The organism is Pseudomonadales bacterium, assembly GCA_024234435.1.
Lineage (GTDB): Bacteria > Pseudomonadota > Gammaproteobacteria > Pseudomonadales > Porticoccaceae > JACKOF01.
The window spans coordinates 1,535,714-1,559,321 of the sequence record JACKOF010000001.1 but is presented as its reverse complement, the minus strand read 5'-3'; the positions used below and the strand labels follow the sequence as shown (position 1 = coordinate 1,559,321).

Sequence of the window (23,608 nt, the reverse complement as noted above, 5' to 3'; positions counted from 1 at the left end):
CAATATCTTCTCAGACATCTGAGTCATCAGAGATTTTCTTTGAGAGGTGAATCGTTTTGACTGTAATTGCCTTGCGGGATCTCAGTCTGATGTTTAGCATCTCAACGAAAAAAGAAAAGGCCATTGCAAAATAGATGTAACCTTTTGGAATGTGGACATCAAATCCTTCGGCGAGCAGGGTAAAACCGACAAGTATGAGGAAGGAGAGTGCCAGCATTTTAACTGTTGGATTATTATCGACGAAATCGCCTATGGGCTTTGCTGCGACCAGCATAACACCAACCGAAGCAACGATGGCTATAACCATAATGCTGAGATGTTCGACCAGGCCGACAGCGGTAATGACTGAGTCTAAAGAGAACACAATATCCAGAACGGCGATTTGAACGAGTATGGATGCAAAACCGGACACCACGGGCTCTGTCTTGGTGTCACCTTCGACTTCGAAGCTGCTGTGGATTTCATGTGTGGATTTTGCTAGCAGAAACAGACCACCCAGAACCAAAATTATGTCCTTGCCGGATATAACGTGACCAAATGCTGAAAAAAGCGGGTCAACCAGACCCATTACCCAAGCCAGACTGAACAACAATATCAATCGACTGACCATCGCGAGAGCTAAACCCAGCTTCCTGGCCTTGTTCCGTTGCTGGTCTGGCAGTCTGCCAACCAGTATGGATATGAAAATGATATTGTCGATGCCAAGCACGATTTCCAAAGCCATTAAGGTGGTCAATGCTATCCACGCTTCGGGGCTAAATAACCATTCAAACATCTTTTATTACTCGATTTGGGGGGCCGGTTTAAGGGTATGTTAGCAGGGGAAACGATGGCTGTTTTGACTTTTCGAACCGATGATAAAGGAACGTATTAAAAAATAAAGTTAAATCACTTTTGTGGCAGTAAGGCGAGCAGGCACAAGAAAGCATGGATCTGATAGCGAACAGTTTAGTGTGCGGGGCCGGTTGCAGACATGAAAAACCGGCATCTTCCTAAAAGAATATGCCGGTTTTTTTATATCGCCAACCCCGTTTTGGGGCCAATGTTCAGGTATTACTTGAACGCAGCAATAGATTTAACAATTTCTGCGCGGGCCTCGTCTGCATTGCCCCAGCCTTCAACCTTAACCCACTTGCCAGGTTCAAGATCCTTGTAGTGCTCAAAGAAATGGGTAATTTGCTGGATCAGCAACGGGCTGAGATCTTCAACTTCTTTGACATCTTTGTAGATTGGCGTCAGTTTGTCGACGGGCACGGCCAGTAGTTTGAAATCTTCGCCTGCTTCGTCAGACATTTTCAATACACCAATCGGGCGGCAGCGGATCACGGTGCCGCTGATTACACGATGAGGCGTTTGAACCAGAACGTCGAGGGGATCGCCATCATCAGACAATGTGTTTGGGATATAGCCGTAGTTGCATGGATAAAACATGGTGGTGGACATAAAGCGGTCCACGCATACGGCGCCGCTGTCTTTGTCTACTTCATATTTTACCGGGTCAGAGTGGGCTGGAATCTCAATGATGACGTTAATGTCGTCCGGGGCATTTTTTCCCGCAGGTACAGCGTTCAGGCTCATTTATAAATCCTCTATGACTTTGCTTTGTCAGCAGTTTCTGGCTGGTTAACTTGTTAAAAGGGAGAAGCCATGCAGGATGGCTGTATTGTTAAGGCGGGGGATTGTAGCAGTGTTTGCGGGTCACTTCTATCTGTGGAATTGAACAAATGGTCATTTTCTTATCGTAATGTGTACGGCTGTTTGTAGTGTCAATTATTTTCGAACGGTTTGCTTTGTACGCTTGCGAGAGTAGAATGGCGCCGCTGCTGGATAACGGCGGCAAGACCTAAGGGGGGGCTTCGGCCTGAGATGTACTATCGTACGTAAGTGGTTTATGCGTAGGAAGTGCGGACCCTTTGAACCTGATCCGGATCGTACCGGCGTAGGGATAGGGCAAAATTCTCTATTTTTCTTCGCAACCAATCCGGGTCTCTTTAGCAATTGTTAATGAGGCTCATCATGACTTTCAAATCAAATAAATCACTTTTTTTACCCAACTTGCTGGCGATATCTGTTGGCTTTACGTGTTCGGCTATTGCATCGGATGATATCCACGAGATAGTTGTGACATCGGATTTTCGTGAAACTTCTATTTTGTCGGCAGCAGCAAGCTTGACGGTGATACCAGGTGAAAAGCTACAACAGCGTGCAGCGTTACACTTGGAGAATGTGCTCAATTCTGCACCGAATGTGAATACTTCTTCGGGAGCCTCTCGTGGCCGCTTTTTTCAGATTCGGGGAATCGGTGAAAGGAGCCAGTTCAAAGAGCCTCTCGATTCTTCTGTGGGGCTGGCTGTTGATGGTGTCGATTTTAGCAACATCGGCCTGGCCGGTGGTGTGTTTGACGCTTCACAGGTAGAAGTATTACGAGGCCCGCAGGGCACCCGGTTTGGTTCCAGCGCTATGGCGGGGTTGATTAATATTCAAACGGCTGAGCCGACAGAGGATTTTGGGGGTAGTGTTAGCGGTGATATTGGCAACTACAATTCCCGGACACTTGGAATTGTATTAAGTGGCCCACTATCGGAGCAGTTGCTCGGCCGCATTGCTGTGCAAAAGCACAAAGGTGATGGCTATGTTGAAAATGATTTTCTCGGTCGTGAAGATACCAATGGTTTTGATGAATTATTGGTGAGAGCAAAATTACGCTGGTTGGCTTCTGATGACATGACAGTTGATTTTACTGTCATGCATTTGGACGTCGATAATGGCTATGATGCCTTTTCGCTTGATCATAACCGTCATACACGGTCGGATGAACCGGGGCATGACCGTCAGGAATCAACTGCATTTTCAGTTAAGTCTACCTGGAGCGGATATCAGGCGTTTGCGGTTGAGACACAGCTTAGTTACGAAAATACCGATTTGGAATATGGTCTCGACTGGGATTGGTCCGACTGGGCTACCGTCGGTGTTCGAGGATTTGAAAACAATGCCCGGGATCGCGATGCTGCGAGCTTTGATCTTCGGTTACTGTCTCACCCGGGACAACAGTTTCTCGGTGCTGACTGGGTAACTGGCTTATATATTTATGATCGTAGTGTTGACCTTGCTTACTCAGAGGACGCGGATTATTACGGTGCCTGGACGGATGGCTTTGAAAGCACCTTTGATACTCGCCGTTACGCGGTTTACGGGCAGATGGATTGGATGCTGAGTGATAGCTTGAACCTGTCGCTGGGGTCTCGGTTGGAACGATTTGAGAACGAGTATGGCGATAGTTATGGTGTTGTTGGAGATAATGCAGATAACCTTTGGGGCGGCAAGCTGGCTCTCGAATATAAGGTTAGTGATGACAGCATGCTGTATGTCAGCGTGAGCCGAGGTTATAAAACGGGGGGCATCAATACTGACGCCATGGGTAAAGCGTTGGTGGGTGGTGATCCGGCCCTGATTAGTTTGCTAACGAGTCATTTTATTTACCAGTCTGAAACCACGATTAATTATGAACTGGGACTAAAAGGCTTATATCTGGATGGGCAACTGATGTTTAACGCTACTGCTTTTTATATGGATCGGTTGGATATGCAGGCAAAAGTGGCTTTGGAAATTTCCACAGCGAACTGGACATCTTACCGGGACAATATTGATGGTGGAGAGAATTATGGTATTGAAGTTGAAGCAAGCTGGCAGTTGACTGACGATTTTGTTATTTTCGCTTCAGTAGGGCTGCTGGAGTCGGAGCTGGGTGATTTAACCATTATTGATGTGGATACAAGTTTGCCGGTTAACCAATCGGGCAGGGATCAAGCTCATGCACCGAGTTATCAATACAATGTTGGTGCGACTTATACCTTCCTTGAAGGTTTTGCTCTAACATTTCAGGTCGATGGCAAAGATGAGTTTTATTTCTCAAATAGTCACGACCAGCGCTCGGATGCCATTGAGCTGTTTCATTTAAACTTCAGTTACACCGTGCGTGATCTGAAAGTATCACTTTGGGGCAGAAACCTTACTGATGAAGATTATCAGGTGAGAGGTTTCTACTGGGCAAACAACCCCAACAATGGCTGGATCAATGAGTCATATACTCAGTTAGGTGAGCCTCGCGTTTTTGGTATCAGCGCCGCGTACAACTTTTAACGACTGGGTAGGGTAATCATGCAAATCACCATTGATGTCAGTATGTATCCAAATCGGGAGGATTTTATTCCTCCCATCGATGGATTTATTAACAAAATTAATCAGTATGACAACTTGAAGGTTACGACCTTTCCTACCAGTACGGTTGTGCAGGGAGAGTTCCAACATGCGAACAAAGCGGTGCAAGAAACCATTGCCGCGTGCTACGAGGAGTTCGGTATGGCGGTTTATGTCGTGAAATACATTCCCGGTTACGAGGCCCTATAAGCGAGGAAGATATTGGCGACGGTATTAACGTGTGGGAAATATGGATATTTTTAATACTCTTGGTACATGGGAAAACCTGGCGGTGGTGCTTGCCATCGCCTATTTACTGCTCGCCATTCGCGAAAATAGCTATTGCTGGTACGCCGCATTTATCAGTACCGCTATTTATACCCTGCTATTTTGGAATGTCAGCCTGTTGATGGAGTCGGCCTTGAATGTCTATTACATGGGGATGGCTGTTTACGGTTGGTGGCAATGGCAGAAGGGAGGGGCTGGTCATAAGGGCGTCAATATTTGCCGCTGGCCGGTAACAAACCATATTCTTTTGATTATGGGCATTGTGCTGGTTAGCGCCATTTCGGGACTTTTGCTTGATGTAACAACCTCTGCCGCCTGGCCTTATCTCGATTCATTCACAACCTGGGCTAGTGTGGCTACTACCTGGATGGTTGCCCGAAAAATTCTTGAAAACTGGTTGTACTGGATTGTGATCGATGCCTTATCAATCGTGCTTTATCTCGATCGGGGCATGGAAGCAACGGCGCTGTTATTTGCCGGTTATGTGGTGATTGCGGGTATCGCTTACCTGCAGTGGAGAAAGCATTACAATCAATCAGACAAAACCCTCAACGACACACAGGATGCGGCAGCGTGCCCCTGAACGAACCGCTGCAACGGGCAATTTCACATTGGCCTCATTGGGGGGATGTTTTTACATCGAAGCCTGAAATCATTTGCCGGTTACAAGGCGGCCTTACCAACGAGAGCTATCTTCTTGAGGCTGACGGCAAGAAAGTGGTGCTCCGCCTTAATAGCGGAAACAGTGAGCAGTTGGGTATCAACAGGCATCATGAGGCGGTGATATTGGCTGTGGTTGCCAACGCAGGAATAGCACCGATGGTGCATTATTGTTCTCCTGAAGAAGGGGTATTGGTGACGGCGTATATTGATGGTCAGCCATTGGATATCACCCGGCCAGAAACTATTTCTCGTGTACGATGCCTGCTTGAGAAGGTTCACCGGTTGAGACCTGATATTCCGGTTTTTGATTACATTCGGCACGTTACCGATTATCAGAAAATCACTGGCTGGCAAGGTGCCTGCCAGCAGATAACCCCTTTGCTGGAAAAACTGCAGTCTGCCAGCGGTCGTGGGCTTTGCCACCATGATCCGGTTCCGGCCAACTTCATTGATGCTGATGGACGCCTTTATTTACTGGATTGGGAATATGCAGGGCTTGGTGCGCCGGAGTTTGATTTGGCTGCAGCAAGAGCAGAGTTTTCGACGTTTTGTGTCACTTCCCGTTACGCTGATGAGCTGATTTTTGCTGCGGACAGGGTTTATCAACATAGTTGCCAGCTTTGGAAAAGACTAAACAGTTCACATTCCTCATAACAAAATACCGGTATTTTGTTCGTATTCAATGATGATTTTGCTTACATGAATATGAAATTGACACCGATTTTGTTCTCAATGCTGTTGGCGCTTCCTCTTGGGTTTGTGCGTGTTGCACATGCGGGTCCGGCCAGTGATGTGTCTTCAGTCGTGGCTGAAAATCCGGCAAATGGCCGCTTGCTACTACTGGATGAAGCGTTGCGAAACCAGCTTTTTGAAATAGTCCTGATTAAAAAAAGCGTTGCCTGTAGTCGTGTTAGCAGTAGCGTCTTTCAACGCCTTGATGATCAATTGGTTGGGTACTGGACGGTGGTTTGTGAAGACACAACGCGTTACTCCGTTCAAATAGTTAATGATGATCAGGGCAGTATGAGCGCGAAGGACTGCCATTTGATGACTGATGCAGCCGTACCCTGTGACAGCGCGGGAAAGGGTGATGAGCAGTCACTGGTTTTGCTGGATGAGATGAAATCGACGGATCGCGAATTCGTGTCGGAACGTGTGGAGGGTGCTTTTGATCCGACAGCAATCGAAGGCGTCTCCGGAGTGGAAAGCATATCTGAAGAATTCGGTAAAAGTGAGAGTAAAGTTTCGGAGGAAAAGGGCTGGTTTTCTCGGGTTTTTAAATAGCCGCTTTGGAGTCAGTCGGTTGGAGATTCACTTCGGGAAGAACGCTTTAGCAACTTGCCGAGAAGCACGCCGGCTTCAAACAGAATCCACATGGGGATGGCCAGCATTGCCTGGGAAATAACATCCGGTGGTGTCATGAGCATGCCGATAACAAAACAGCCCAAAATGACATAAGGGCGTTTTTCGGCCAGTTTCTGCGGGGTGGTAATACCGGTCAGGATTAATACCAGCGTAGCGATGGGGATTTCAAATGCCAGCCCAAAAGCAAAAAACAGTTTGAGAACGAAATCCAGGTAGCTGTTGATGTCGGTCATCATGGCGACGCCTTCCGGTCCGACACTGGTAAAAAAACCGAATACCAGAGGGAAGACCACGTAGTAGGCGAATGCCATCCCTGCGTAAAACAGCACGACGCTGGAAAGAAAAATGGGTACAACCAGAAGTCGCTCTTTCTTGTACAGTCCTGGTGCTATGAAGCCCCAAACCTGATACAGCAGAAATGGCATGGCCAGTAATATGGCAACCACCATTGTCAGTTTAAAGGGTGCGAAGAAGGGAGATGCCACCTCTGTCGCGATCATGGTGGTATTCTCGGGCAACAGTGCTTGCAATGGCTCCGATACAAATGTGTAGATATCATTACTGAAATAGAATAATGCCAGGAATACTAACAGTATGCAGGCGACACTGCGCAGCAGACGATCGCGAAGCTCGACGAGGTGAGTGACCAGTGGCTTTTCCGCATCATCCACGGTGTTGTCGGCCGCAGGCTGTTCAGACATTGTGTTTTCCGTCTGATGACGGGTCTGCATTGGCGCTTTTACCGACATCCGTGCTTGAGGTAGCGCTGGGCCCGGCTTCGCCGCTGCCTTGTGAATTGACAGAGTCCTGATTGGTATTATGGCCGACAAAAGGTTTATTTAAATCGGTAATAGCCTGCTTTGATTCCCCGAACTGTCGCATGATATCTTCGTTATGGAGTTGTCGGCGTACTTCGTCTACACCAAACTCCTTTTCGAACTCCTGACGGGCTGCGCCGAGAGTCCTTTTCAAACGACCAACCAGCAAGCCAACGGTGCGAATTGCTTCAGGCAGGCGTTTGGGGCCTATTACCAGAAGACCCACCACAGCGATCAGCAGCAATTCAAAAAAACCGATATCAAACATAAAGTCACAACATAATGGTTAAAAGCATGGTTGCAGAGTGATCTCTGCTTTCTTTAGCCGACTTTGGTTTCGTCTTTTGTTTTCGATTCGTCTTTCGCTTCGCTGCTATTCTGAAGGCTGTCTTCAGCTGAAGTCTTTTGTTGGTCGGCTGCTTTTTCTTCGTCGGTTCTTTCAGAATCGTCGGTCACCGCATCCTTGAAACCTTTCACGGCGCCGCCCAGGTCTTTACCCATGCCCTTTAGTCGCTTGGTGCCGAAAATGAGTACCACAATGAGCAGTACAATCAACAGTTGCCAGATACTAATTCCACCTAACCCCATAATTTTTCTCCTGATAGATCGTGTTTATTCAGTTCGTCGGGCTTTTTCTTCCAGCCCGGATAAATCAAATCGTTGCGCCAGCTCTGCAAGTACGTCATCTGTATTGCTGCCCAGATGTGACAGCATTACCATGCTATGAAACCACAGGTCTGCTGTCTCACCAATCAGTGCCTTGTTGTCACCGGAGAGTACAGCATCTTTGGCAGCCAGTAACGTTTCTGTGCATTCCTCGCCGACTTTTTCGAGAATCTTGTTAAGCCCTTTGTTGTGTAAGCTGGCAACGTAAGATGTTGCTGGATCAGCATGCTTGCGTTCTTCAAGCACCCGGGACAGTTCGGCTAGTATCTCGTTCATTGATAAATGCTCTTTGGATCTTTTAATACCGGGTCAACGGTTTGCCATTGGCCACTTTCCAGTACCCGATAGAAACAGGACTCACGCCCGGTGTGACAGGCGATCCCTCCAAGTTGTTCAACCTGTAGCACGATAACATCGTTGTCACAATCAAGGCGAATCTCTTTTACCCGCTGAATATGGCCTGACTCCTCGCCCTTGCGCCATAACTTCTGCCTTGAGCGCGACCAGTAAACGGCGCGATTCTCTGCTGCGGTCAGTGCCAGCGACTCGCGATTCATCCAGGCTACCATCAACACTTTACCGGTTTTATAGTCCTGCGCGACAGCGGGTAACAGGCCGGAATCGTTCCAGCTGATCTCATCTAGAAAGGTTGTATCAGTATTTTCCATAGGGTGGATTATGAGTGAGAATCTGGCAGATGTCAGTTATTCCATCGTCTGGCAGAGATTAATATTAGCGTAATAGCAGGAAAAGAGCGCCTGTCGCTGCCAGAATCAGGCTGCCGGTCGGGATTTGCTGAAAGCTCTGTTCCCACTGAGGGAAGGCGCTCCCCAGTCCGGCGCCAATCAATGCGGCGCCTGCCCACGCTTGGTAACGCTTGCCTGTTTTGGCACTGTGGGCGTTGTGGGGCTGTTTCGGGCTGGTGGCAGGAGCTGGCGTCTGAGGCCTTTCCAGAAAATCCAGCAGCATTTGTGGCACCTGAGGAAACTGCTCTAGCCATTCCGGACCGTGACGCTTAATTTGTTCGACCAGGGCGTTGGGTTGAAAACGTTCTCTCATCCAGCGTTCAAGAAAAGGGTGCGCTGTGGCCCAGAGATCCAGTTCGGGGTAGAGCTGCCGCCCCAGCCCTTCAATATTGAGTAGTGTTTTTTGTAACAGAACCAGGGAAGGCTGTACTTCCATATCGAACCGGCGTGCGGTCCGAAACAGGCTGACCAGTAATTGTCCGAAGGAAATTTCGTCAAGGGGCCGCTCAAATATAGGTTCGCATACAGTCCGAATGGCGGCGGTGAAATCGCCGATTGAAGTATTGTGCGGAACCCAGCCGGACATCACATGTAATTCGGCTACTTGACGGTAGTCCCGGCGAAAGATAGCGAGCAGGTTACGGGCCAGATAGTACTGGTCAGCCTGCGTGAGAGTGCCCATGATGGCACAGTCCACAGCCAGGTACTTGGGATTTGAAGGTTTACTGGCATCGACAAAAATATTGCCTGGATGCATGTCTGCATGAAAGAAGTTGTGTTCGAACACTTGTGTGAAAAAGATTTCGACGCCTCTTTCTGCGAGCACCTTGAAATCGGTGCCTTGGGATTGCAGTGCTCCTACGTCTGTCACCGGTGTGGCATAGATCCGCTCGGCTACCATTACTTTCTCATTGGTATAGTCCCAGTGAACTTCGGGCACATATAACAGCGGAGAGTGTTCGAAATTGCGCCGTAACATGGAGGCGTTGGCTGCTTCCCGCTGCAAATTCAGCTCGTCATGGATGGTATGCTGGTATTCATCAACGATTTCTACGGGGTGTAACCGCTTACCGTCTATGGTGTGTGCTTCTACCCAACGAGCCAAGGTAAAAAGCAGCTTTATATCCTGATCGATAACTTTTTCAATGCCGGGGCGGATTGCCTTCACGACAACTTCTCTGCCATCCTGCAAAACAGCGGCGTGCACTTGAGCAACGGACGCAGATGCCAAGGGCTCACGGTCAAATTTGAGGAACAGTTCGTCAACCGGTTTGCCGAGAGCGGTTTCAACAATGCTGATAAACTGATCGTTGCTGAACGGTGCGACATTGTCCTGTAAATGGTCGAGTTCTTCGCATATATCGGCGGGAATCAGGTCAGGGCGAGTGGAAAGTAGTTGACCAAATTTGATAAAAATCGGGCCAAGGCTTTCCAAAGCCTTGCGCAGCCGGTAACCACGGGAATCTTTGGGTTCAGGAAGCACTTTGGAGATTTTCAGCAGTACCCTTAAGACTGGAGGCAGTTTTTCCGGATCAAAAAAACAGTCCAGGCGATAGCGGGTAACAACCTTGATGATAGTGCCCAGACGCTTTATTCGAGACATGATGACCGGTTTTCCTGCTACTTGTTATCGAGTTGTATTGTCAGCCTGTTTAAGCGTGCACCGATCCGGTCCACATCTTTACTCAGTGTCTTAATTTCTGAAAAAAACTGTTCGCTCTCATTGCGTGAAGGTGTGAGTTGAGCCTCTTCCTGGTGAAATCCGGTGATGACATCGCCAACACGACGCGTTGCATCTGACTGCCAGCCACCAAACGAACGCAGACTTTTGCCTATCAGGTGTGCCGGAACGTCACCAATCAGTTTTGCCAGCGCGGCTTCCCAGTCCACATCCAGGTTTTTCAGAATATTCTGTATTCGACGCAACAAATCACTGTCACCGCGCATTTCTACGCCGGTACCAAAAAAGGAACTGCGTTCCTCACGACCCAGCGCCAGTGCTATAAGAGCCAGAGCAGTGCCTTTCAAGTGGGTGTCAGGTTCGCCCTCATAGTGATTGAACAAGCAAAGTTTATCGCCGCTGTGAAGGATAAACAGTGTCAGTGGTGGAACGGTGCTTTCCACAGCAAGTACTTTGCCATCCAGTTTTTCAATGGCTTTGCGGGCAGCTGGATCATACTGTAATGCCTGGTTAATAACCTTCTCAATGCCTTCCAGAGCGGCGGCGTGCAGTTCGTTTTCTATCAAGCTTTAAAACCTCTGTGGAGCGCCACCACGCCGCTGGTCATATTGTAATATTTGGTGTTGACGAATCCGGCATTGTCCATCATGTCCTTGAGGGTTTCCTGATTCGGGTGCATGCGAATGGATTCGGCAAGATACTGATAACTGTCGGCATCATTGGCGACAACCTGCCCCATTTTTGGCAACACATTAAAAGAGTAGAAGTCGTAAATTTTTTCCACGACCGGGTTGGTGGGCTTTGAAAATTCGAGAACCAGAAGTCGACCGCCGGGCTTAAGAACCCGGTGCATGGATCTCAAGGCCATATCCTTGTCGGTGACGTTGCGCAGACCAAAAGCAATAGTGATGCAGTCGAAAGTGTTGTCGGGGAAGGGCAGGTGTTGTGCGTCTGCCTGGGCAAATCGGACATTGCCGCAAATTCCGCTATCGAGTAGCTTGTCTCGACCAACTTTTAACATCGAGTCGTTGATGTCGGCCAGGACGACCTCGCCATTTACGCCAACCAGCCTGGAAAATTTGGCTGTGAGATCACCAGTGCCTCCAGCGATATCCAGCACTTTCTGGCCGGCACGAACACCGGACAGTTCTATTGTGAAGCGCTTCCATAATCGGTGTATGCCGCCAGACATCAGGTCATTCATCAGGTCGTATTTGGCTGCTACAGAATGGAATACGTCGGCAACTTTGCCGGCTTTTTCCCCTACAGGAACTTTTTTGTAACCGAAGTCAGTGGTTTTTTCATCAGTCATGTTTTAATGCTGCGCAAATGATTGGATTTAGCCGATTATTGTACACTGGCAAAGGCCGGGTGTCCTTGCTCTGTATGGATGGCTGACTCATTCTGTAAACAGTGACATTTGCTGGTTGTCCGCCTGAGTTTGCTGATCCCGGTCCTGAAAGTTTGAGAGGCTGATCCCCAGCAGTCGGACCGGGCGAACGCCTATGTCGGTTTTTTCTATGAGATCGTGTAGTTGGTTCAAAATGCTTTCGCTGCTATTCATAACCTGAGTCCCTGCCACAGTATGGCTACGGGTTATTTGCTGGAAATTGTTGTACTTTACTTTCAAGGTTATGGTTAAGGCGCAGAAATTGCGCTTTTCGAGCATCTCGCTGACTTTGGCTGCGAGCTTTCTAAGAACGGCCCACATCTCGTCTTTATCCAGCAAATCTTTTGCAAAAGTGGTTTCTTTGCCAATGGATTTTCTGACTCGTGAGGTTTTTACCGGGCGGTTGTCGATTCCTCTGACGATATCGTAGTAAAAGTGGCCGGACTTGCCGAAGTGTTGTTGCAGTTGTGGCAGGTGCCACTGTTTAAGGTCGCTGCCATGGTATATCCCCAGCTGGTGCATTCTGGCTTCTGTGGATTTACCAATGCCAAAAAACTTTCGTACAGGCAGTGAAGCCAGGAAGTCTTCGGCCTGTTCGGGTTTGATTACAGCCAGACCATCGGGCTTGTCCAGATCTGAGGCAATTTTTGCCAGGAATTTACAGTAGGAAACACCCGCAGATGCAACCAGTTGCAGCTCTTCACTGATCTGGCGTTTGATCTCTTTTGCGAGCAGGGTAGCCGACCCCTGAAATAACGCTGAATTAGAGACATCCAGAAATGCTTCGTCCAGAGAGAGTGGTTCAATTACATCGGTAAAGCGCTGGAATATCTGATGAATATGTTTTGAACACTCTCTGTAGGCGTCAAAGCGAGGGGATACAAAAATGGCATCCGGGCACAGTTTTCTGGCCTGAGATGAAGGCATTGCTGAGTGAATACCGAATTGCCGTGCTTCATAACTGGCTGCGGCAACCACTCCTCGCTTTTCCGGTGGTGCACCGACGATGACCGGTCTGCCGCGGTATTCCGGGAAATCACGCTGTTCAACGGATGCAAAAAATGCATCCATATCAATATGTATGATTTTTCGAGCGGGTGTTGGGGTATCGTCTGTCACGGTATTGGTATTGAGCATTGCCTGAAATAAGCCATGGTAAGACTTTTGGTTTCAGGCAATCATACCGCTTACGCTGCTATCTGGGTATTGTCTGGTGATTAACCAATGTAACGCTGGTGCTTTGATGGTTTCAGCTTGGTCAGATCGACAATGATTAACCCGTCAACGCAATTTGAAAAATGAGGGTCTACGTTGAAACCTGCGAACTGCACTCCGCCTGGTTCGCAGATCTCGGTGTACTGTTTGTATAGTGTTGGCACATTGAGATTCATGTGGGCCAACTCACTCTTTAGTTCAACAAATTCGGTTTTCGGGTCCTTGCCGGGAAACTTGGTCATAAGCTCTGTAGCGCGTTCATCACGGATAGTGTAGGGCAATATTGGGCTTGCCAGTTTTTCGCCGCAGGGATAGTGGATATTGTAATAGTGAACCAGCATCTCCATCGCCCATTGGGAGTAGCTGTCACTGAGCGTGACGGGTCCAAAAAGATAGCGATATTGAGGATTCTTTCGCAGAAACGCGCCAATACCGTACCACAAATAGTCCAGGCTACGGCGCCCCCAGTACTTGGGTTGAACAAAGCTGCGTCCCAATTCCAGCCCTTGTTCAAAGTAAGGTTTCATGGCCTCTGTGTAGCGAAACAACTCATTTGAATAGAGGTGGTTATCGCCAGTATCATCAGCGCACCGGGTTGCATCACAGAAGCGATAGGCGCCGACAATTTCCAGCTCGTTTTCGTCCCACAGAAGCAGGTGAAAATAGTACTGGTCATAGCGGTCGATATCGCGCCGGAAGCCAGTGCCTTCACCTGCTGCGCGAAAGGAAATCTCCCTCAGTCGGCCAATTTCCCGCATGATCAGGGAATTGGCTTGGTAGCGATACAAGTAGATCAACTTGCCGTCGCCTGTTTTGCCCAGCGGTTCGCAGCGTTTGATTTCATCGCGTAACAGGGCCCGGTTTTCCGGGTAGGCAATGGCGGTTTCGGTGTTGAATACCAGTGATTTGTCTTGCCCCATGCGGTAGAGGTGGCGCTTGAACAGTTTAGTTTTCAGTTTTATTGGCACGTTAATGCGCTGGTAGTTGTTGTAGCTAATTAATTCGCCAATACGGATGTCGACACAATTTTTGGCTTGCTTAAACATTTCCCGGACTAACAGCAGAGTGGATAACGGTTTTGCTATCAGTGAGACACTGTAAAACAAGGCGGAGTTTCTGCCATCAACAAAGATGGGCAGAATGGGCGCCTTGGCATCGATTGCCATGCGCAGAAAGCCACTGTGCCATTTACTGTCCTGCACGCCTTTTGGTGATAGCCTGGAGACTTCGCCTGCGGGAAAGATAATCAGTGCGCCTTCTCTATCCAAGTGCTCGCGAATGGCGGTAAAGTTCTGGCGAGGGGTATTGCCGCCCATATTGTTGACCGGCAGGAGCACATTGTGGAGGGGCACAAGGGTGTGCAGTAGTTCGTTGGCGACTACCTTGGCATCATGGCGGGTTTCCCGGACAAGTTTCAGTAGCGCCAGGCCATCCAGTGATCCAATGGGATGGTTGGCGATGATAACTACCCGGCCAGAGGCGGGAATTCTCGGACGTTGATCATCGCGCACGGTATAGCGGAAATCGAAGTAGTCGAGCACTTGCTCTACAAACTCAAAGCCGGTCAGGTGGGGGTAGTCGTGCTGGAATTGCTGAAAGGCTTTCTCCTTAAACAGCATCCTCAGGACTCGAATTATCGGTCTGGACAGCTTTGGGTAGCGCTGGATAAAGTCCGGGTATCTATCCTGAATGAAGTTTTCTACGTTTAGCATTGACTCTTCTTCCACAAGTTTTTTTCATTAAGCGAATGCTAGTAGCTGTCTGTGACAAAAAAGTGTATGAATGATGACATATTTGTGTCATCAAATGATTGAAGACCCAGTTTTGTCATAAAACATTCATACGTGATCGGTAGTCTGAGCAAGTTAATGTTTTTTATTGTTTTTTCTTCATGACTAGAGCTGTTTGGGAGCTGTTCAGAAGATATGAAACTCAAAAAAATCAATGCGATCGAAACACCGTACCAGGATATTTCTGAAGAAGACTACCAGGTAGAGAAACGGCGTTTGCAGGTTGAGCTGCTTAAAATCCAGCAGTGGTTAATCAAAAATGAAAAGCGACTGGCGATAGTCTTTGAAGGGCGAGACGCTGCGGGCAAGGGCTCTACCATCAAGCGTTTCGCCGAAAACCTGATGCCGACTCATTTTAGTATCGTTGCTCTGGGGATACCGACCCAGACAGAGTCAAAATACTGGTTTCGGCGCTACGAGAAACATTTTCCCAAGCCTGGACGCATCACTTTTTTTGACCGGTCATGGTACAGCCGTGCGCTTATTGAGCCAACGATGGGCTACTGTTCAGAGAAACAGTATAAGTACTTTATGCGCAAGGTCCTAAGCTGGGAGCACAAGCATATGGATAACGGCTTGATGCTGGTAAAGTTTTATCTTTCGATTAGTCAGGATACCCAGTTATACCGCTTTGAGGATCGCCTCAATAATCCGCTGACTTTCTGGAAGTTTTCAGAAAATGATTTAAAGGCGAGAAAAAACTGGGAAACGTTCACGAAGTACAAGGAACAAATGTTTCATCGGACGTCTTCGCAGCGCTCTCCCTGGGTCGTGGTCCATGGCAATAAAAAAAGGGAGGCGCGTTTAACATGCATGCTCTATCTGGTACGCTTGTTTGGCAATAAAGAGTTTACGCCTTTAACCGGCGAAGATGTGACCAAAACTCACAGTATCAAGGTGGGAGGAGTACAGTTTCGGGGGTTAACCATGCGCCAGCTCGCTGTTTTGGAAGAGCTGGTTGAGAACGAAAAGATTTTCGTAGATATTGACGGATAGTCCGATTGGGAGACGTATGATTAATCAGGATAATAATAACGACAAAATCACCTTGAGAAATACAGTCAAATTGCCAGTGATTGAGTCTGCTGGCGGCCTGGTTTGCAATCATTATCATCATGTACTGCTAATGTTTAAACGAGGCAAGTGGGATATGCCCAAGGGACGTATCGAAGAAGGGCAGGAGCGAGAAATTTCGGCGTTGCGAGAAGTTAACGAAGAAACGGGACTGGATATTAACAAACTCACTATCACCGGCAAGTTGGTCTCAACCTGGCATACCACCCGCCACGGCAACGTGGATTATCTGAAAAAGACCCATTGGTATTTAATGAAATACGACGGTGATGATGATGATACCCGGCCGCAGGTTGAGGAGGGTATCATCGAATGCCGGTGGATACACATGAGTGATCTGCCTGCATACCGTGAGCTGCTCAACGCCAGAATTGAGTATGTTGTCGATTTTTGGCACCGAAACCTCGCTTACGTTCCCAGAACATAGTCTTGATATAAAAACGGATAGCGCGGGTTTGAACGTATGGTGAAGCGGCCACTTAGTGGCCGCACGATGTTGTTTCAGCCTGTCATGCCCTGAGTTAGCAGATTGCCGATAACTTGCAAAAGTGGCGGGTCAAGACGCTTTTTTGTTCATACTAAAGCGGATGGGCACCGATTTTGGTCCACATACCAGATCGGCGACAGCCATCTGGGGCGTACCTGTCAGCTCAACACTCTCCAGGCGTTTCAGCAATTCCTCCCAGAAGATTGTTAACTCCAGGTTGGCAAGGTGCTTGCCCAGGCACATGTGTGGCCCGAAAGCAAAACCCACATGACGGTTGAATTTGCGATCAAGTTTGAATTCGAACGGATCTTCAAAAATTTCCTCATCGCGATTGCCCGATACATAAGACAGATAGAGCAGGTCGCCCTTTTTAATTTTTTGCCCCCGAAGCTCATAGTCAGCAACCGCATGACGCAAGAAGTGTTTGACGGGAGAAGCCCATCGAACGGCTTCTTCAACAAAGGCGGGCATAAGCGATGGGTCTGCCTTCAGCTGTGCCATTAGATCGGGCCGCTCTGCAAACAACTGCATAACGGAGGCGGTGGTAGCACCTGTTGAGTCATGACCTGCGGTTGAAGCAATCACAAAATAGGATATCTGTGCTTTGTGACTCATTGGGCAGCCGTCGATTTGGCCATTGGCAATAACGGATGCCAGGTCATCACGGGGGCATTTCACGCGGTCTTCAATCACAGGATCAAAGTAGTCGGCAAAATGGTGGTAGACCTGATTCCATGTTTCCGTTTGCTCCGCTGGGTTTTCCGGGTTTGCACCGGGGCGACGAAGATCGGGATCGGCATAATTGAACATCCATTGCGTTAACTTGAGTAGCAGGGGATGGTCTTCCTTGGGTACGCCCATCAGGGTGCCGATTACGGTCAGGGGGTAGTGAAGGGCGATTTCGTCGGCGAAATCAATTTCAGGAGCGCTGGCTTCCAGTTTGTCAATAAATGACAGCGCAATTTCTCGAATAATTGGCTCAAGTTCTTTCACACTGCCGGGCAGTAAGTTAGGCTGCATAACCCGGCGGTGCTTAAGGTGTTCTTCGCCATCCATGTGTACCAGCGTTTTAAGAATGTTGTAATCGCCGCCTGTGTACTCAAGAATCAGTTTTTCGGCATCCTTTGAGACCAGCATTTTGGAGCGTTCGCCGCTGTGAAAAATATTGGACTTCTGACAGATTTCCTTGATGTCGTCGTACTTGGTGACGATCCAGTGAGGGTCAAACCCTGGCACTTCGGCAATTGCCAATGGGTATTCTTTGCGCAGCTTTGTAAAAATTGCATCAATCTTATCAGGCTGCGTAAAGGTTTCTGGGTTAAAAATCGGGGAAATCAGCTCCGTAGGAATACGCGCGTTCATCTAGTAATACCTCATTTAATAAGCTGCATTAGCTTTAAGTTCTATGACCGTGATTCCGTCTAAAATTCTCGGTCAGAGATTGTTGTTTTTTTATATTTGTTGTGTGGAGTATGGACTGCTTGCGAGGGCAGATTCGTCTTTAATGTCAGCCGTACATAGTAGTCTAATCTTCCCCATAAATTAAAGGGGAAAATTAGACTACTTAGGTGTTGATGGATAAAGGTGCGTTAGGACTGCCTGTGGATATAACCGAGAAAAATGCCGTATATACCAAACTGTAAAAACAGATAGAAGCTTTCCATTGCGGCAAACAGAACTGGTTGAGAAATCGATTGTTTGGCGATAAAGGCCAGCACATGGCTGGTCCAGAAGAATATTCCCATCGCCAGTCCGTACTTTAGTCCACGGGCGAGGGGACTGCCCTGAAAGCTGATATGGGGGTAAATCGAAGACAGTATCAGTCCTTGCAGCAGGATAGTGATAAAACCCAGCGCCAGACTTGGTTGCTCTTCAATGTAGCCGAATGTCCAGTAGAGCTGGCCAAACAGGATCATGTGCCAGACTGCCGCCAGCGGGAAAGTAATCAGCGTATACGCAGCGGCCCCTTTCAGTATCGACAACCTGGGAGGTGTCGATAATATCGATCGTGTCGCCATGGTAGTACCCCTGATTATGACCGGGGCTGAACCAGTGCGCCGCCTGGTAAACGGGTCATGGCTCTTGCAATTGACGGACGGCTATCAATTGACTGGTACCAATTCATGATGTGTGGGTATTCATCAAGAACAACACTGGTGTACTGGTGAGTCTGGCAGTAGGCAAACGCGATAGTATCGGCAATCGTGATATCCTCACCGGTCAGGAACGGATTTTCTGCCAGGGTCCGATCCATAAAGGGTAATTGTTCTGCCAGAAACCCGGCCGCTTCGTCCATTTGGGCCTGGTTTCTGACACTGTTCGGTATATAGGGTTTGATCACTTCCTCGAAAAAGAAAACACCCATCCAGCGGCCAATATGAAAGCCCATCAGGTCAATCCAGCTATTGACGGCGGCGTGTTTTAGGGGGGTGTCACCGTATAGTCGGTTGCCGTTTTCTTCTGCCAGAAAGCGGCAGATAGCGGCACTCTCAATCAGGTACTGGCCGTTAATCTCCAATACGGGCACTTTTCCCAGCGGATGGCGAGCCAGATGTTCGGGTGATCGCTGCTCGCCCTCCATCAGGTTGAGAAGTTGGAATTCATAATCGAGGTTGAGTTCTTCTGCGGTAAAAAGAACTTTAGTGACATTAAAAGTCGGAAAGCCGAAAATTTTCATTAGATGGTCCCTTTTCTGTTCAGCATTATTGATTAATCAGCAGCTTGTGCTTGCAAAAAGCAAGTACAATGTAAGCAGGTTTCTTGCAAAATGCAAGCTAATATCTTAGCCTGCCAGCATGACGAAGATATGTAACATGCGTTCACAATGTGCCCTTGCCAATGGCCTGGAAATATTGGGCGACAGGTGGACACTGTTGATTGTCAGGGATCTGATGTTTACCAATCGCTGTGAGTTCAGTCACTTTATGCAGTCTGGGGAGGGCATATCCAGTAATATTCTGGCTGACCGGCTCGAACGCCTGGTTGAGCACGGGGTCATCAGCAAACAGCCACACCCTGGCCACGGTAAAAAGTATATCTATAGGCTGACTGATGTCGGTTTGAAACTGGCACCCACTGTTATCGAGTTTTCGTTGTGGGCAGCGGAGAATATTGAAGGTGCCTTTGTTCCTCCCTCCCTGGTTGAGCTGATGCAAGGGGGGCGGGAGAAGCTGCTGGGGCTAATCTATCAAAGACAGACACTGATTCATCTGGATCTGTAATTTTTAAATTTTCTGAAAGCGGGTTCTTTTAAAGCTCGGTCACTTTTTTGCGAAGAGCTTTTGTGGTTGCGCGGAGTGATTTGCTCTCCAGCCGTTTTGTCTTGGAGGCTTTCGTGGCTTTGGTTGGTATTCGTGTTTTAGTGAATCTTGATGAATCAATAATGAACTGCTGCAATCGGGCAAGAGCATCAAGGCGATTCTTTTCCTGTGTGCGGAATTTTTGAGCCTTGATAATAATAACGCCACCCTTACTGATTCTGCGGTCTTTTGTGGCTAACAGGCGCTCTTTATATGAGTCGGGCAAAGAGGAATTGTTGATATCAAAACGCAGATGAATGGCTGAGGAGACTTTGTTGACATTTTGTCCGCCGGCACCTTGCGCCCGGATAGCGGCTAGCTCTATTTCACTGACAGGAATCGACACAGAGGATGAAATTTTTAACATGGGCGGGGACGCTATTGGTTGAATAGCGTTGGTAACAAGCTATCCGTGATTCTTTTCAAGGCTTTTCATTATATCGCGCCATGAAACGATGCCAACAGGTTTGCCTTGATCGTTCACCACTGGAATGCAGGAAATATGCTGATGGCAGAACAGGCTAATAGCGTCGTCCAGGGTTGATTCAGGAAAGAGTGCATGGGGTTTTCGACGCATGATCTGATGCACCCGTTTGTTGAGCGTCGCCAGATCCTGCTCGGATTCGCTATTTGTGCCGATTCGAGGGCTGATGGATTTTAGCAAATCCCGGTCAGATATGACGCCCACCAGTTTCCCTCCTTCAATAACCAGCAGGTGGTGGAAGCTAAGACGATCGAAGAGTGCCTTTACGACCCGCAATGAATCATCCATTTCAACGCTGACCACAGGCCGGGTCATGAGCTCGCTTAGATTCATGGTAATAACTGCTCCGTGTCTGCGATCAGAGTGTGACTGACCAGCATACTATTATTGGCGGGGATCCATCAGTTGCACAACCTGTACACTGGCATCGCGGTGTTTTCCTGCAGTCTGCAGTTTTTGCAGGTAATCTTCCCAGTATTGTTCCTGATTTTCACCCAGTTCCTGAAGATATTCCCAGGAATAAATACCTGTATCGTGCTCATCGTTAAAGATAAGCCGGATTGCATAGTTTCCGGTAGGCTCCAGGTGAATAACTTTAACGTCCTTTTTGCCGTGCTGAAGGACCTCCTGTCCTTTGCCGTGACCACGCACTTCGGCACTTGGCGAGTGCACTCTCAGGAATTCCCCGCTAAACGTAAACTGGCGGCCATCAGTGTACGCCAGTGACAGACTGCCATTTTCTTTATTTAGCTTAATCTTTGTGGGGATCATATGCCCGCTTTTCCTCCTGGCAGGGGTACCCTTTTGTGCCTCATGAGCGTTTTACAGAATAAAACGGGAAAGGTCTTCATTCTGGGAAACTTCTTCCAGATGCCGATTGACAAATTCGGCGTCAATTACCACTTTTTTCCCGCTCGTAGCGAGATCTGCGGCTTCAAATGAAGTCTCTTCCAGTAGCCGCTCCATGATAGTGTGCAAACGCCTTGCGCCAATATTTTCGGTACGTTCATTGACTTCGGAAGAGATCTCTGCGATGCGTCGCACGGCATCTTCGGTGAATTCTACTTCGAGCCCTTCTGTTCCCAACAGTTCGCGGTATTGATCGGTGAGAGAGGCATTGGGTTCGGTTAGTATGCGGGCAAAATCATCCGCGTTGAGTGAGTTCAGTTCTACTCGAATTGGCAGCCGTCCCTGTAACTCTGGAATAAGGTCTGAAGGCTTCGAGAAATGAAAGGCTCCTGAGGCAATAAATAAAATGTGATCTGTTTTCAGCATGCCATATTTGGTGGAAACGGTACTGCCTTCAATCAGCGGCAGCAGGTCGCGCTGAACGCCTTCGCGAGACACATCTGTTCCGGCGGTTTCACTTCTTTTGGCAACCTTGTCAATTTCATCGATAAAAACAATGCCATTTTGCTCGGCTGACTCAATCGCACGAATCTTGATTTCTTCATCATTGATCAGTTTGGCGGCTTCTTCATCTACGATTTGTTTCATGGCTTGAGCTACAGTCATTTTTCGACGATTGGTTTTGCCGCCGCCCATATTGGAAAACATACTTTGCAGTTGACTTGTCATTTCCTCCATTCCGGGAGGTGCCATAATTTCCACGCCCACAGAAGCAGCGCTGATATCGATTTCGATTTCCTTTTCATCCAGATCGCCTTCCAGCAGTTTCTTGCGGAATATCTGCCGGGTGGATGAGGCTTCTCTGTCAGCTCCATCAACACCTCTTGCTGGAGGTAAGAGTGCGTCGAGCACACGTTCTTCGGCGGCGTCCATGGCGCGTTGCTGAACTTTGGCCATCTCCTGTTCGCGAAGCTGTTTCACGGAATGTTCTACCAGATCGCGAATAATCGATTCCACATCCTTGCCAACATACCCCACTTCGGTAAATTTGGTGGCTTCCACTTTGACAAAAGGTGCATTGGCCAGGCGTGCGAGTCGACGGGCTATTTCGGTTTTGCCAACACCAGTAGGTCCGATCATCAGGATATTCTTGGGGGTGACTTCGTTGCGCAACTCTTCATTTAATTGCATCCGGCGCCAGCGGTTGCGCAGGGCAATGGCGACTGCTCGTTTGGCTTGGTTTTGACCGATAATATGTCTGTCCAGTTCATGGACGATTTCGCGAGGGGTCATATTGGACATGAATAATAATTCCTGACTTGGACTGTGCTGTTGCAATTCCGGCGCAATGAAGCGGTACGTATCAGAGGCTGTTCGGTTTGCTATTGCCTATAATAGTTAACTTGCCGTTAATTCGTGGAATCGAGTTCTTCGATCGTGCGATTGTGGTTGGTGTAGATGCAGATATCTGCTGCTATTTCCAGGCCTTTCTCCACAATTTCCCTAGCGCTCAGTTCTGTACTGTCCAGCAAGGCGCGAGCCGCAGATTGTGCAAAAGGACCACCTGAACCAATGGCAATAAGATCATCTTCTGGCTGAATAACATCGCCGTTTCCGGTAATAATTAAAGATGCCTCCTTGTCGGCTACGGCTAACAGGGCTTCCAGCTTTCTAAGCATTCTGTCGGTTCGCCAATCTTTGGCGAGCTCGACAGCCGCACGTGTCAGGTTGCCGCGATGTTGTTCCAGCTTGGCTTCAAACCGTTCAAAAAGTGTAAAAGCGTCCGCAGTCCCTCCGGCAAAACCGGCAATAACCTGATCGTTGTACAATCGACGGACTTTGCGCGCGTTGCCTTTCATGATGGTGTTGCCCAGCGATACCTGGCCATCACCGCCGATAACGACTTTTCCGTTGCGGCGCACAGAAAGAATGGTTGTGCCACGGTATTGTTCCACTGCGAATTCTCCAGCTAGAAGTGAATAGCCTCTAAAAATGGGGTTGGTTAAATAAAATTCAATGGTTGAGAGGGTAAAAATGGCTATTTTTTACGCTTTAACAACAGTGAATCGATCCTGTTTGAAGCGAGCTTGGCACGGGCTGATGCTACCTGGGTATTTTTATCAAATGGTCCAACTAGCACCCGGTGCCATGTTTCTCCGCTACGAGGACTGAACGTTTCTATACTGGCTTTGAGATTAAGCAGTATCAGTCGGGCGCGCAAGCTATCGGCATCCCTGGGGTTTTTAAAAGATCCGGCCTGCAGTAAAAACACCGTGTCTTGCTGAACCTCACGAAGAGCTTCTTCGCCTTCAGGCCCGTCTGGAACAATCACTTCGCTTTCCGAGAGCAGAGTGTAGAACTCAAAGCGGGGTTTCGGGCTTGAATCGTGAGACTCTTGTTGCGCCGTTGCGGCTTCCTTAACTGCTTTATCAGGAACGTTGGCCAGTTGTCCCAATGTCATGACCAGAATCCCGAGCAAGGTACCTGCCAAAAACCACAGCCAGCCGGGAGTGTCTTTTGGTTGCCGGGGTTTGTGGCGTTTTTTTTGCGGTTTCTTGGCGTAGTCTCTGGTCATTGAATTCGCACGGTTTGGCTG

29 protein-coding genes and 1 riboswitch are annotated in these 23,608 nt (G+C 48.4%); of the genes, 8 read left to right on the top strand and 21 right to left on the bottom strand.

The genetic code is table 11. From position 1 onward, the window contains the following. Window positions 1–10: 10 nt before the first annotated feature. Window positions 11–775, bottom strand: coding sequence for a TerC family protein (locus H7A02_07290; GenBank protein MCP5172049.1), 765 nt, complete (start codon window positions 773–775; stop codon window positions 11–13). Window positions 776–1,053: 278 nt separating this feature from the next. Then, entirely contained in the window at window positions 1,054–1,578 is a 525-nt protein-coding gene (gene ppa, locus H7A02_07285; protein ID MCP5172048.1) for an inorganic diphosphatase, read from the bottom strand. A gap of 258 nt (window positions 1,579–1,836) precedes the next feature. Further along, a riboswitch (TPP riboswitch) is annotated at window positions 1,837–1,963 on the top strand. Between the two features lie 53 nt (window positions 1,964–2,016). On the opposite strand from ppa, the gene H7A02_07280 reads away from it, so the two are divergent. The 5 genes from H7A02_07280 to H7A02_07260 are packed head-to-tail and all read left to right on the top strand — an operon-like array spanning window position 2,017 to window position 6,432. Then, the gene (locus tag H7A02_07280; GenBank protein ID MCP5172047.1) at window positions 2,017–4,140 is read left to right on the top strand and encodes a TonB-dependent receptor; all 2,124 of its coding nucleotides are present in this window, start codon (window positions 2,017–2,019) and stop codon (window positions 4,138–4,140) included. A gap of 18 nt (window positions 4,141–4,158) precedes the next feature. Beyond that, window positions 4,159–4,407: a hypothetical protein gene (locus tag H7A02_07275; GenBank protein ID MCP5172046.1), complete on the top strand. Its 249-nt coding sequence runs from the start codon at window positions 4,159–4,161 to the stop codon at window positions 4,405–4,407. 40 nt (window positions 4,408–4,447) lie between these two features. After that, window positions 4,448–5,068, top strand: a complete 621-nt coding sequence (locus tag H7A02_07270; GenBank protein MCP5172045.1) for a nicotinamide mononucleotide transporter — start codon at window positions 4,448–4,450, stop codon at window positions 5,066–5,068. Next, window positions 5,059–5,802, top strand: a complete 744-nt coding sequence (locus H7A02_07265; protein MCP5172044.1) for a phosphotransferase family protein — start codon at window positions 5,059–5,061, stop codon at window positions 5,800–5,802. The genes H7A02_07270 and H7A02_07265 overlap by 10 nt, the downstream gene beginning before the upstream one ends. A gap of 45 nt (window positions 5,803–5,847) precedes the next feature. Then, window positions 5,848–6,432 (top strand): hypothetical protein, encoded by a 585-nt coding sequence (locus H7A02_07260; GenBank protein MCP5172043.1) that lies wholly within the window; start codon window positions 5,848–5,850, stop codon window positions 6,430–6,432. Window positions 6,433–6,443: 11 nt separating this feature from the next. Here the strand turns inward: H7A02_07260 and tatC are convergent, their stop codons facing one another. The 10 genes from tatC to H7A02_07210 form a co-directional block, all read right to left on the bottom strand. After that, window positions 6,444–7,214, bottom strand: a complete 771-nt coding sequence (gene tatC / locus H7A02_07255; GenBank protein ID MCP5172042.1) for a twin-arginine translocase subunit TatC — start codon at window positions 7,212–7,214, stop codon at window positions 6,444–6,446. Next, the gene (tatB, locus tag H7A02_07250; GenBank protein MCP5172041.1) at window positions 7,207–7,599 is read right to left on the bottom strand and encodes a twin-arginine translocase subunit TatB; all 393 of its coding nucleotides are present in this window, start codon (window positions 7,597–7,599) and stop codon (window positions 7,207–7,209) included. Before tatB ends, tatC begins: the two co-directional genes overlap by 8 nt. 53 nt (window positions 7,600–7,652) lie before the next feature. Then, a complete protein-coding gene (gene tatA / locus H7A02_07245) occupies window positions 7,653–7,919 on the bottom strand; it encodes a Sec-independent protein translocase subunit TatA (protein ID MCP5172040.1) in 267 nt (88 codons plus the stop codon). A gap of 24 nt (window positions 7,920–7,943) precedes the next feature. After that, window positions 7,944–8,273 (bottom strand): phosphoribosyl-ATP diphosphatase, encoded by a 330-nt coding sequence (locus tag H7A02_07240; GenBank protein ID MCP5172039.1) that lies wholly within the window; start codon window positions 8,271–8,273, stop codon window positions 7,944–7,946. Continuing rightward, entirely contained in the window at window positions 8,270–8,665 is a 396-nt protein-coding gene (hisI, locus tag H7A02_07235; GenBank protein ID MCP5172038.1) for a phosphoribosyl-AMP cyclohydrolase, read from the bottom strand. The genes H7A02_07240 and hisI overlap by 4 nt, the downstream gene beginning before the upstream one ends. A gap of 64 nt (window positions 8,666–8,729) precedes the next feature. Further along, window positions 8,730–10,346, bottom strand: coding sequence for a ubiquinone biosynthesis regulatory protein kinase UbiB (ubiB, locus tag H7A02_07230; protein ID MCP5172037.1), 1,617 nt, complete (start codon window positions 10,344–10,346; stop codon window positions 8,730–8,732). A gap of 17 nt (window positions 10,347–10,363) precedes the next feature. Then, window positions 10,364–10,990: an SCP2 sterol-binding domain-containing protein gene (locus tag H7A02_07225; protein MCP5172036.1), complete on the bottom strand. Its 627-nt coding sequence runs from the start codon at window positions 10,988–10,990 to the stop codon at window positions 10,364–10,366. Beyond that, window positions 10,987–11,736 (bottom strand): bifunctional demethylmenaquinone methyltransferase/2-methoxy-6-polyprenyl-1,4-benzoquinol methylase UbiE, encoded by a 750-nt coding sequence (gene ubiE, locus H7A02_07220; GenBank protein MCP5172035.1) that lies wholly within the window; start codon window positions 11,734–11,736, stop codon window positions 10,987–10,989. The genes H7A02_07225 and ubiE overlap by 4 nt, the downstream gene beginning before the upstream one ends. 87 nt (window positions 11,737–11,823) lie before the next feature. Next, window positions 11,824–12,951 carry a DNA polymerase IV gene (dinB, locus tag H7A02_07215; GenBank protein MCP5172034.1) on the bottom strand — a complete coding sequence of 376 codons (1,128 nt, stop codon included), beginning with the start codon at window positions 12,949–12,951 and terminating at the stop codon, window positions 11,824–11,826. Window positions 12,952–13,031: 80 nt separating this feature from the next. Beyond that, on the bottom strand, window positions 13,032–14,741 hold the full coding sequence (locus tag H7A02_07210) for a GNAT family N-acetyltransferase (GenBank protein ID MCP5172033.1): 1,710 nt from the start codon (window positions 14,739–14,741) through the stop codon (window positions 13,032–13,034). A gap of 213 nt (window positions 14,742–14,954) precedes the next feature. Here H7A02_07210 and H7A02_07205 point away from each other — a divergent pair, with 213 nt between their 5' ends. Then, a complete protein-coding gene (locus tag H7A02_07205) occupies window positions 14,955–15,815 on the top strand; it encodes a polyphosphate kinase (GenBank protein MCP5172032.1) in 861 nt (286 codons plus the stop codon). Window positions 15,816–15,831: 16 nt separating this feature from the next. Then, window positions 15,832–16,320, top strand: coding sequence for an NUDIX domain-containing protein (locus tag H7A02_07200; GenBank protein MCP5172031.1), 489 nt, complete (start codon window positions 15,832–15,834; stop codon window positions 16,318–16,320). 129 nt (window positions 16,321–16,449) lie between these two features. On the opposite strand, the gene H7A02_07195 is transcribed toward H7A02_07200, so the two are convergent. From H7A02_07195 to H7A02_07185, 3 genes are all read right to left on the bottom strand, one after another. Next, window positions 16,450–17,742, bottom strand: a complete 1,293-nt coding sequence (locus tag H7A02_07195; GenBank protein MCP5172030.1) for a cytochrome P450 — start codon at window positions 17,740–17,742, stop codon at window positions 16,450–16,452. A 227-nt stretch (window positions 17,743–17,969) separates the two neighbouring features. Beyond that, complete coding sequence (locus H7A02_07190) at window positions 17,970–18,398, bottom strand: hypothetical protein (protein MCP5172029.1); 429 nt, start codon at window positions 18,396–18,398, stop codon at window positions 17,970–17,972. Window positions 18,399–18,412: 14 nt separating this feature from the next. Further along, the gene (locus H7A02_07185) at window positions 18,413–19,057 is read right to left on the bottom strand and encodes a glutathione S-transferase family protein (GenBank protein MCP5172028.1); all 645 of its coding nucleotides are present in this window, start codon (window positions 19,055–19,057) and stop codon (window positions 18,413–18,415) included. A gap of 136 nt (window positions 19,058–19,193) precedes the next feature. Between H7A02_07185 and H7A02_07180 the strand changes: the two genes are divergently transcribed. Then, window positions 19,194–19,601, top strand: coding sequence for a helix-turn-helix transcriptional regulator (locus H7A02_07180; GenBank protein ID MCP5172027.1), 408 nt, complete (start codon window positions 19,194–19,196; stop codon window positions 19,599–19,601). A 28-nt stretch (window positions 19,602–19,629) separates the two neighbouring features. Here the strand turns inward: H7A02_07180 and arfB are convergent, their stop codons facing one another. From arfB to H7A02_07150, 6 genes are all read right to left on the bottom strand, one after another. Further along, a complete protein-coding gene (gene arfB, locus H7A02_07175) occupies window positions 19,630–20,046 on the bottom strand; it encodes an aminoacyl-tRNA hydrolase (GenBank protein ID MCP5172026.1) in 417 nt (138 codons plus the stop codon). 39 nt (window positions 20,047–20,085) lie between these two features. Beyond that, window positions 20,086–20,496, bottom strand: a complete 411-nt coding sequence (locus H7A02_07170) for a CBS domain-containing protein (GenBank protein MCP5172025.1) — start codon at window positions 20,494–20,496, stop codon at window positions 20,086–20,088. A 51-nt stretch (window positions 20,497–20,547) separates the two neighbouring features. After that, window positions 20,548–20,934, bottom strand: coding sequence for a DUF971 domain-containing protein (locus H7A02_07165; protein MCP5172024.1), 387 nt, complete (start codon window positions 20,932–20,934; stop codon window positions 20,548–20,550). A gap of 51 nt (window positions 20,935–20,985) precedes the next feature. Further along, window positions 20,986–22,314 carry an ATP-dependent protease ATPase subunit HslU gene (gene hslU / locus H7A02_07160; protein ID MCP5172023.1) on the bottom strand — a complete coding sequence of 443 codons (1,329 nt, stop codon included), beginning with the start codon at window positions 22,312–22,314 and terminating at the stop codon, window positions 20,986–20,988. 107 nt (window positions 22,315–22,421) lie between these two features. After that, entirely contained in the window at window positions 22,422–22,967 is a 546-nt protein-coding gene (gene hslV / locus H7A02_07155) for an ATP-dependent protease subunit HslV (protein ID MCP5172022.1), read from the bottom strand. A gap of 83 nt (window positions 22,968–23,050) precedes the next feature. Continuing rightward, entirely contained in the window at window positions 23,051–23,587 is a 537-nt protein-coding gene (locus tag H7A02_07150; GenBank protein ID MCP5172021.1) for an SPOR domain-containing protein, read from the bottom strand. Window positions 23,588–23,608 lie beyond the last annotated feature (21 nt).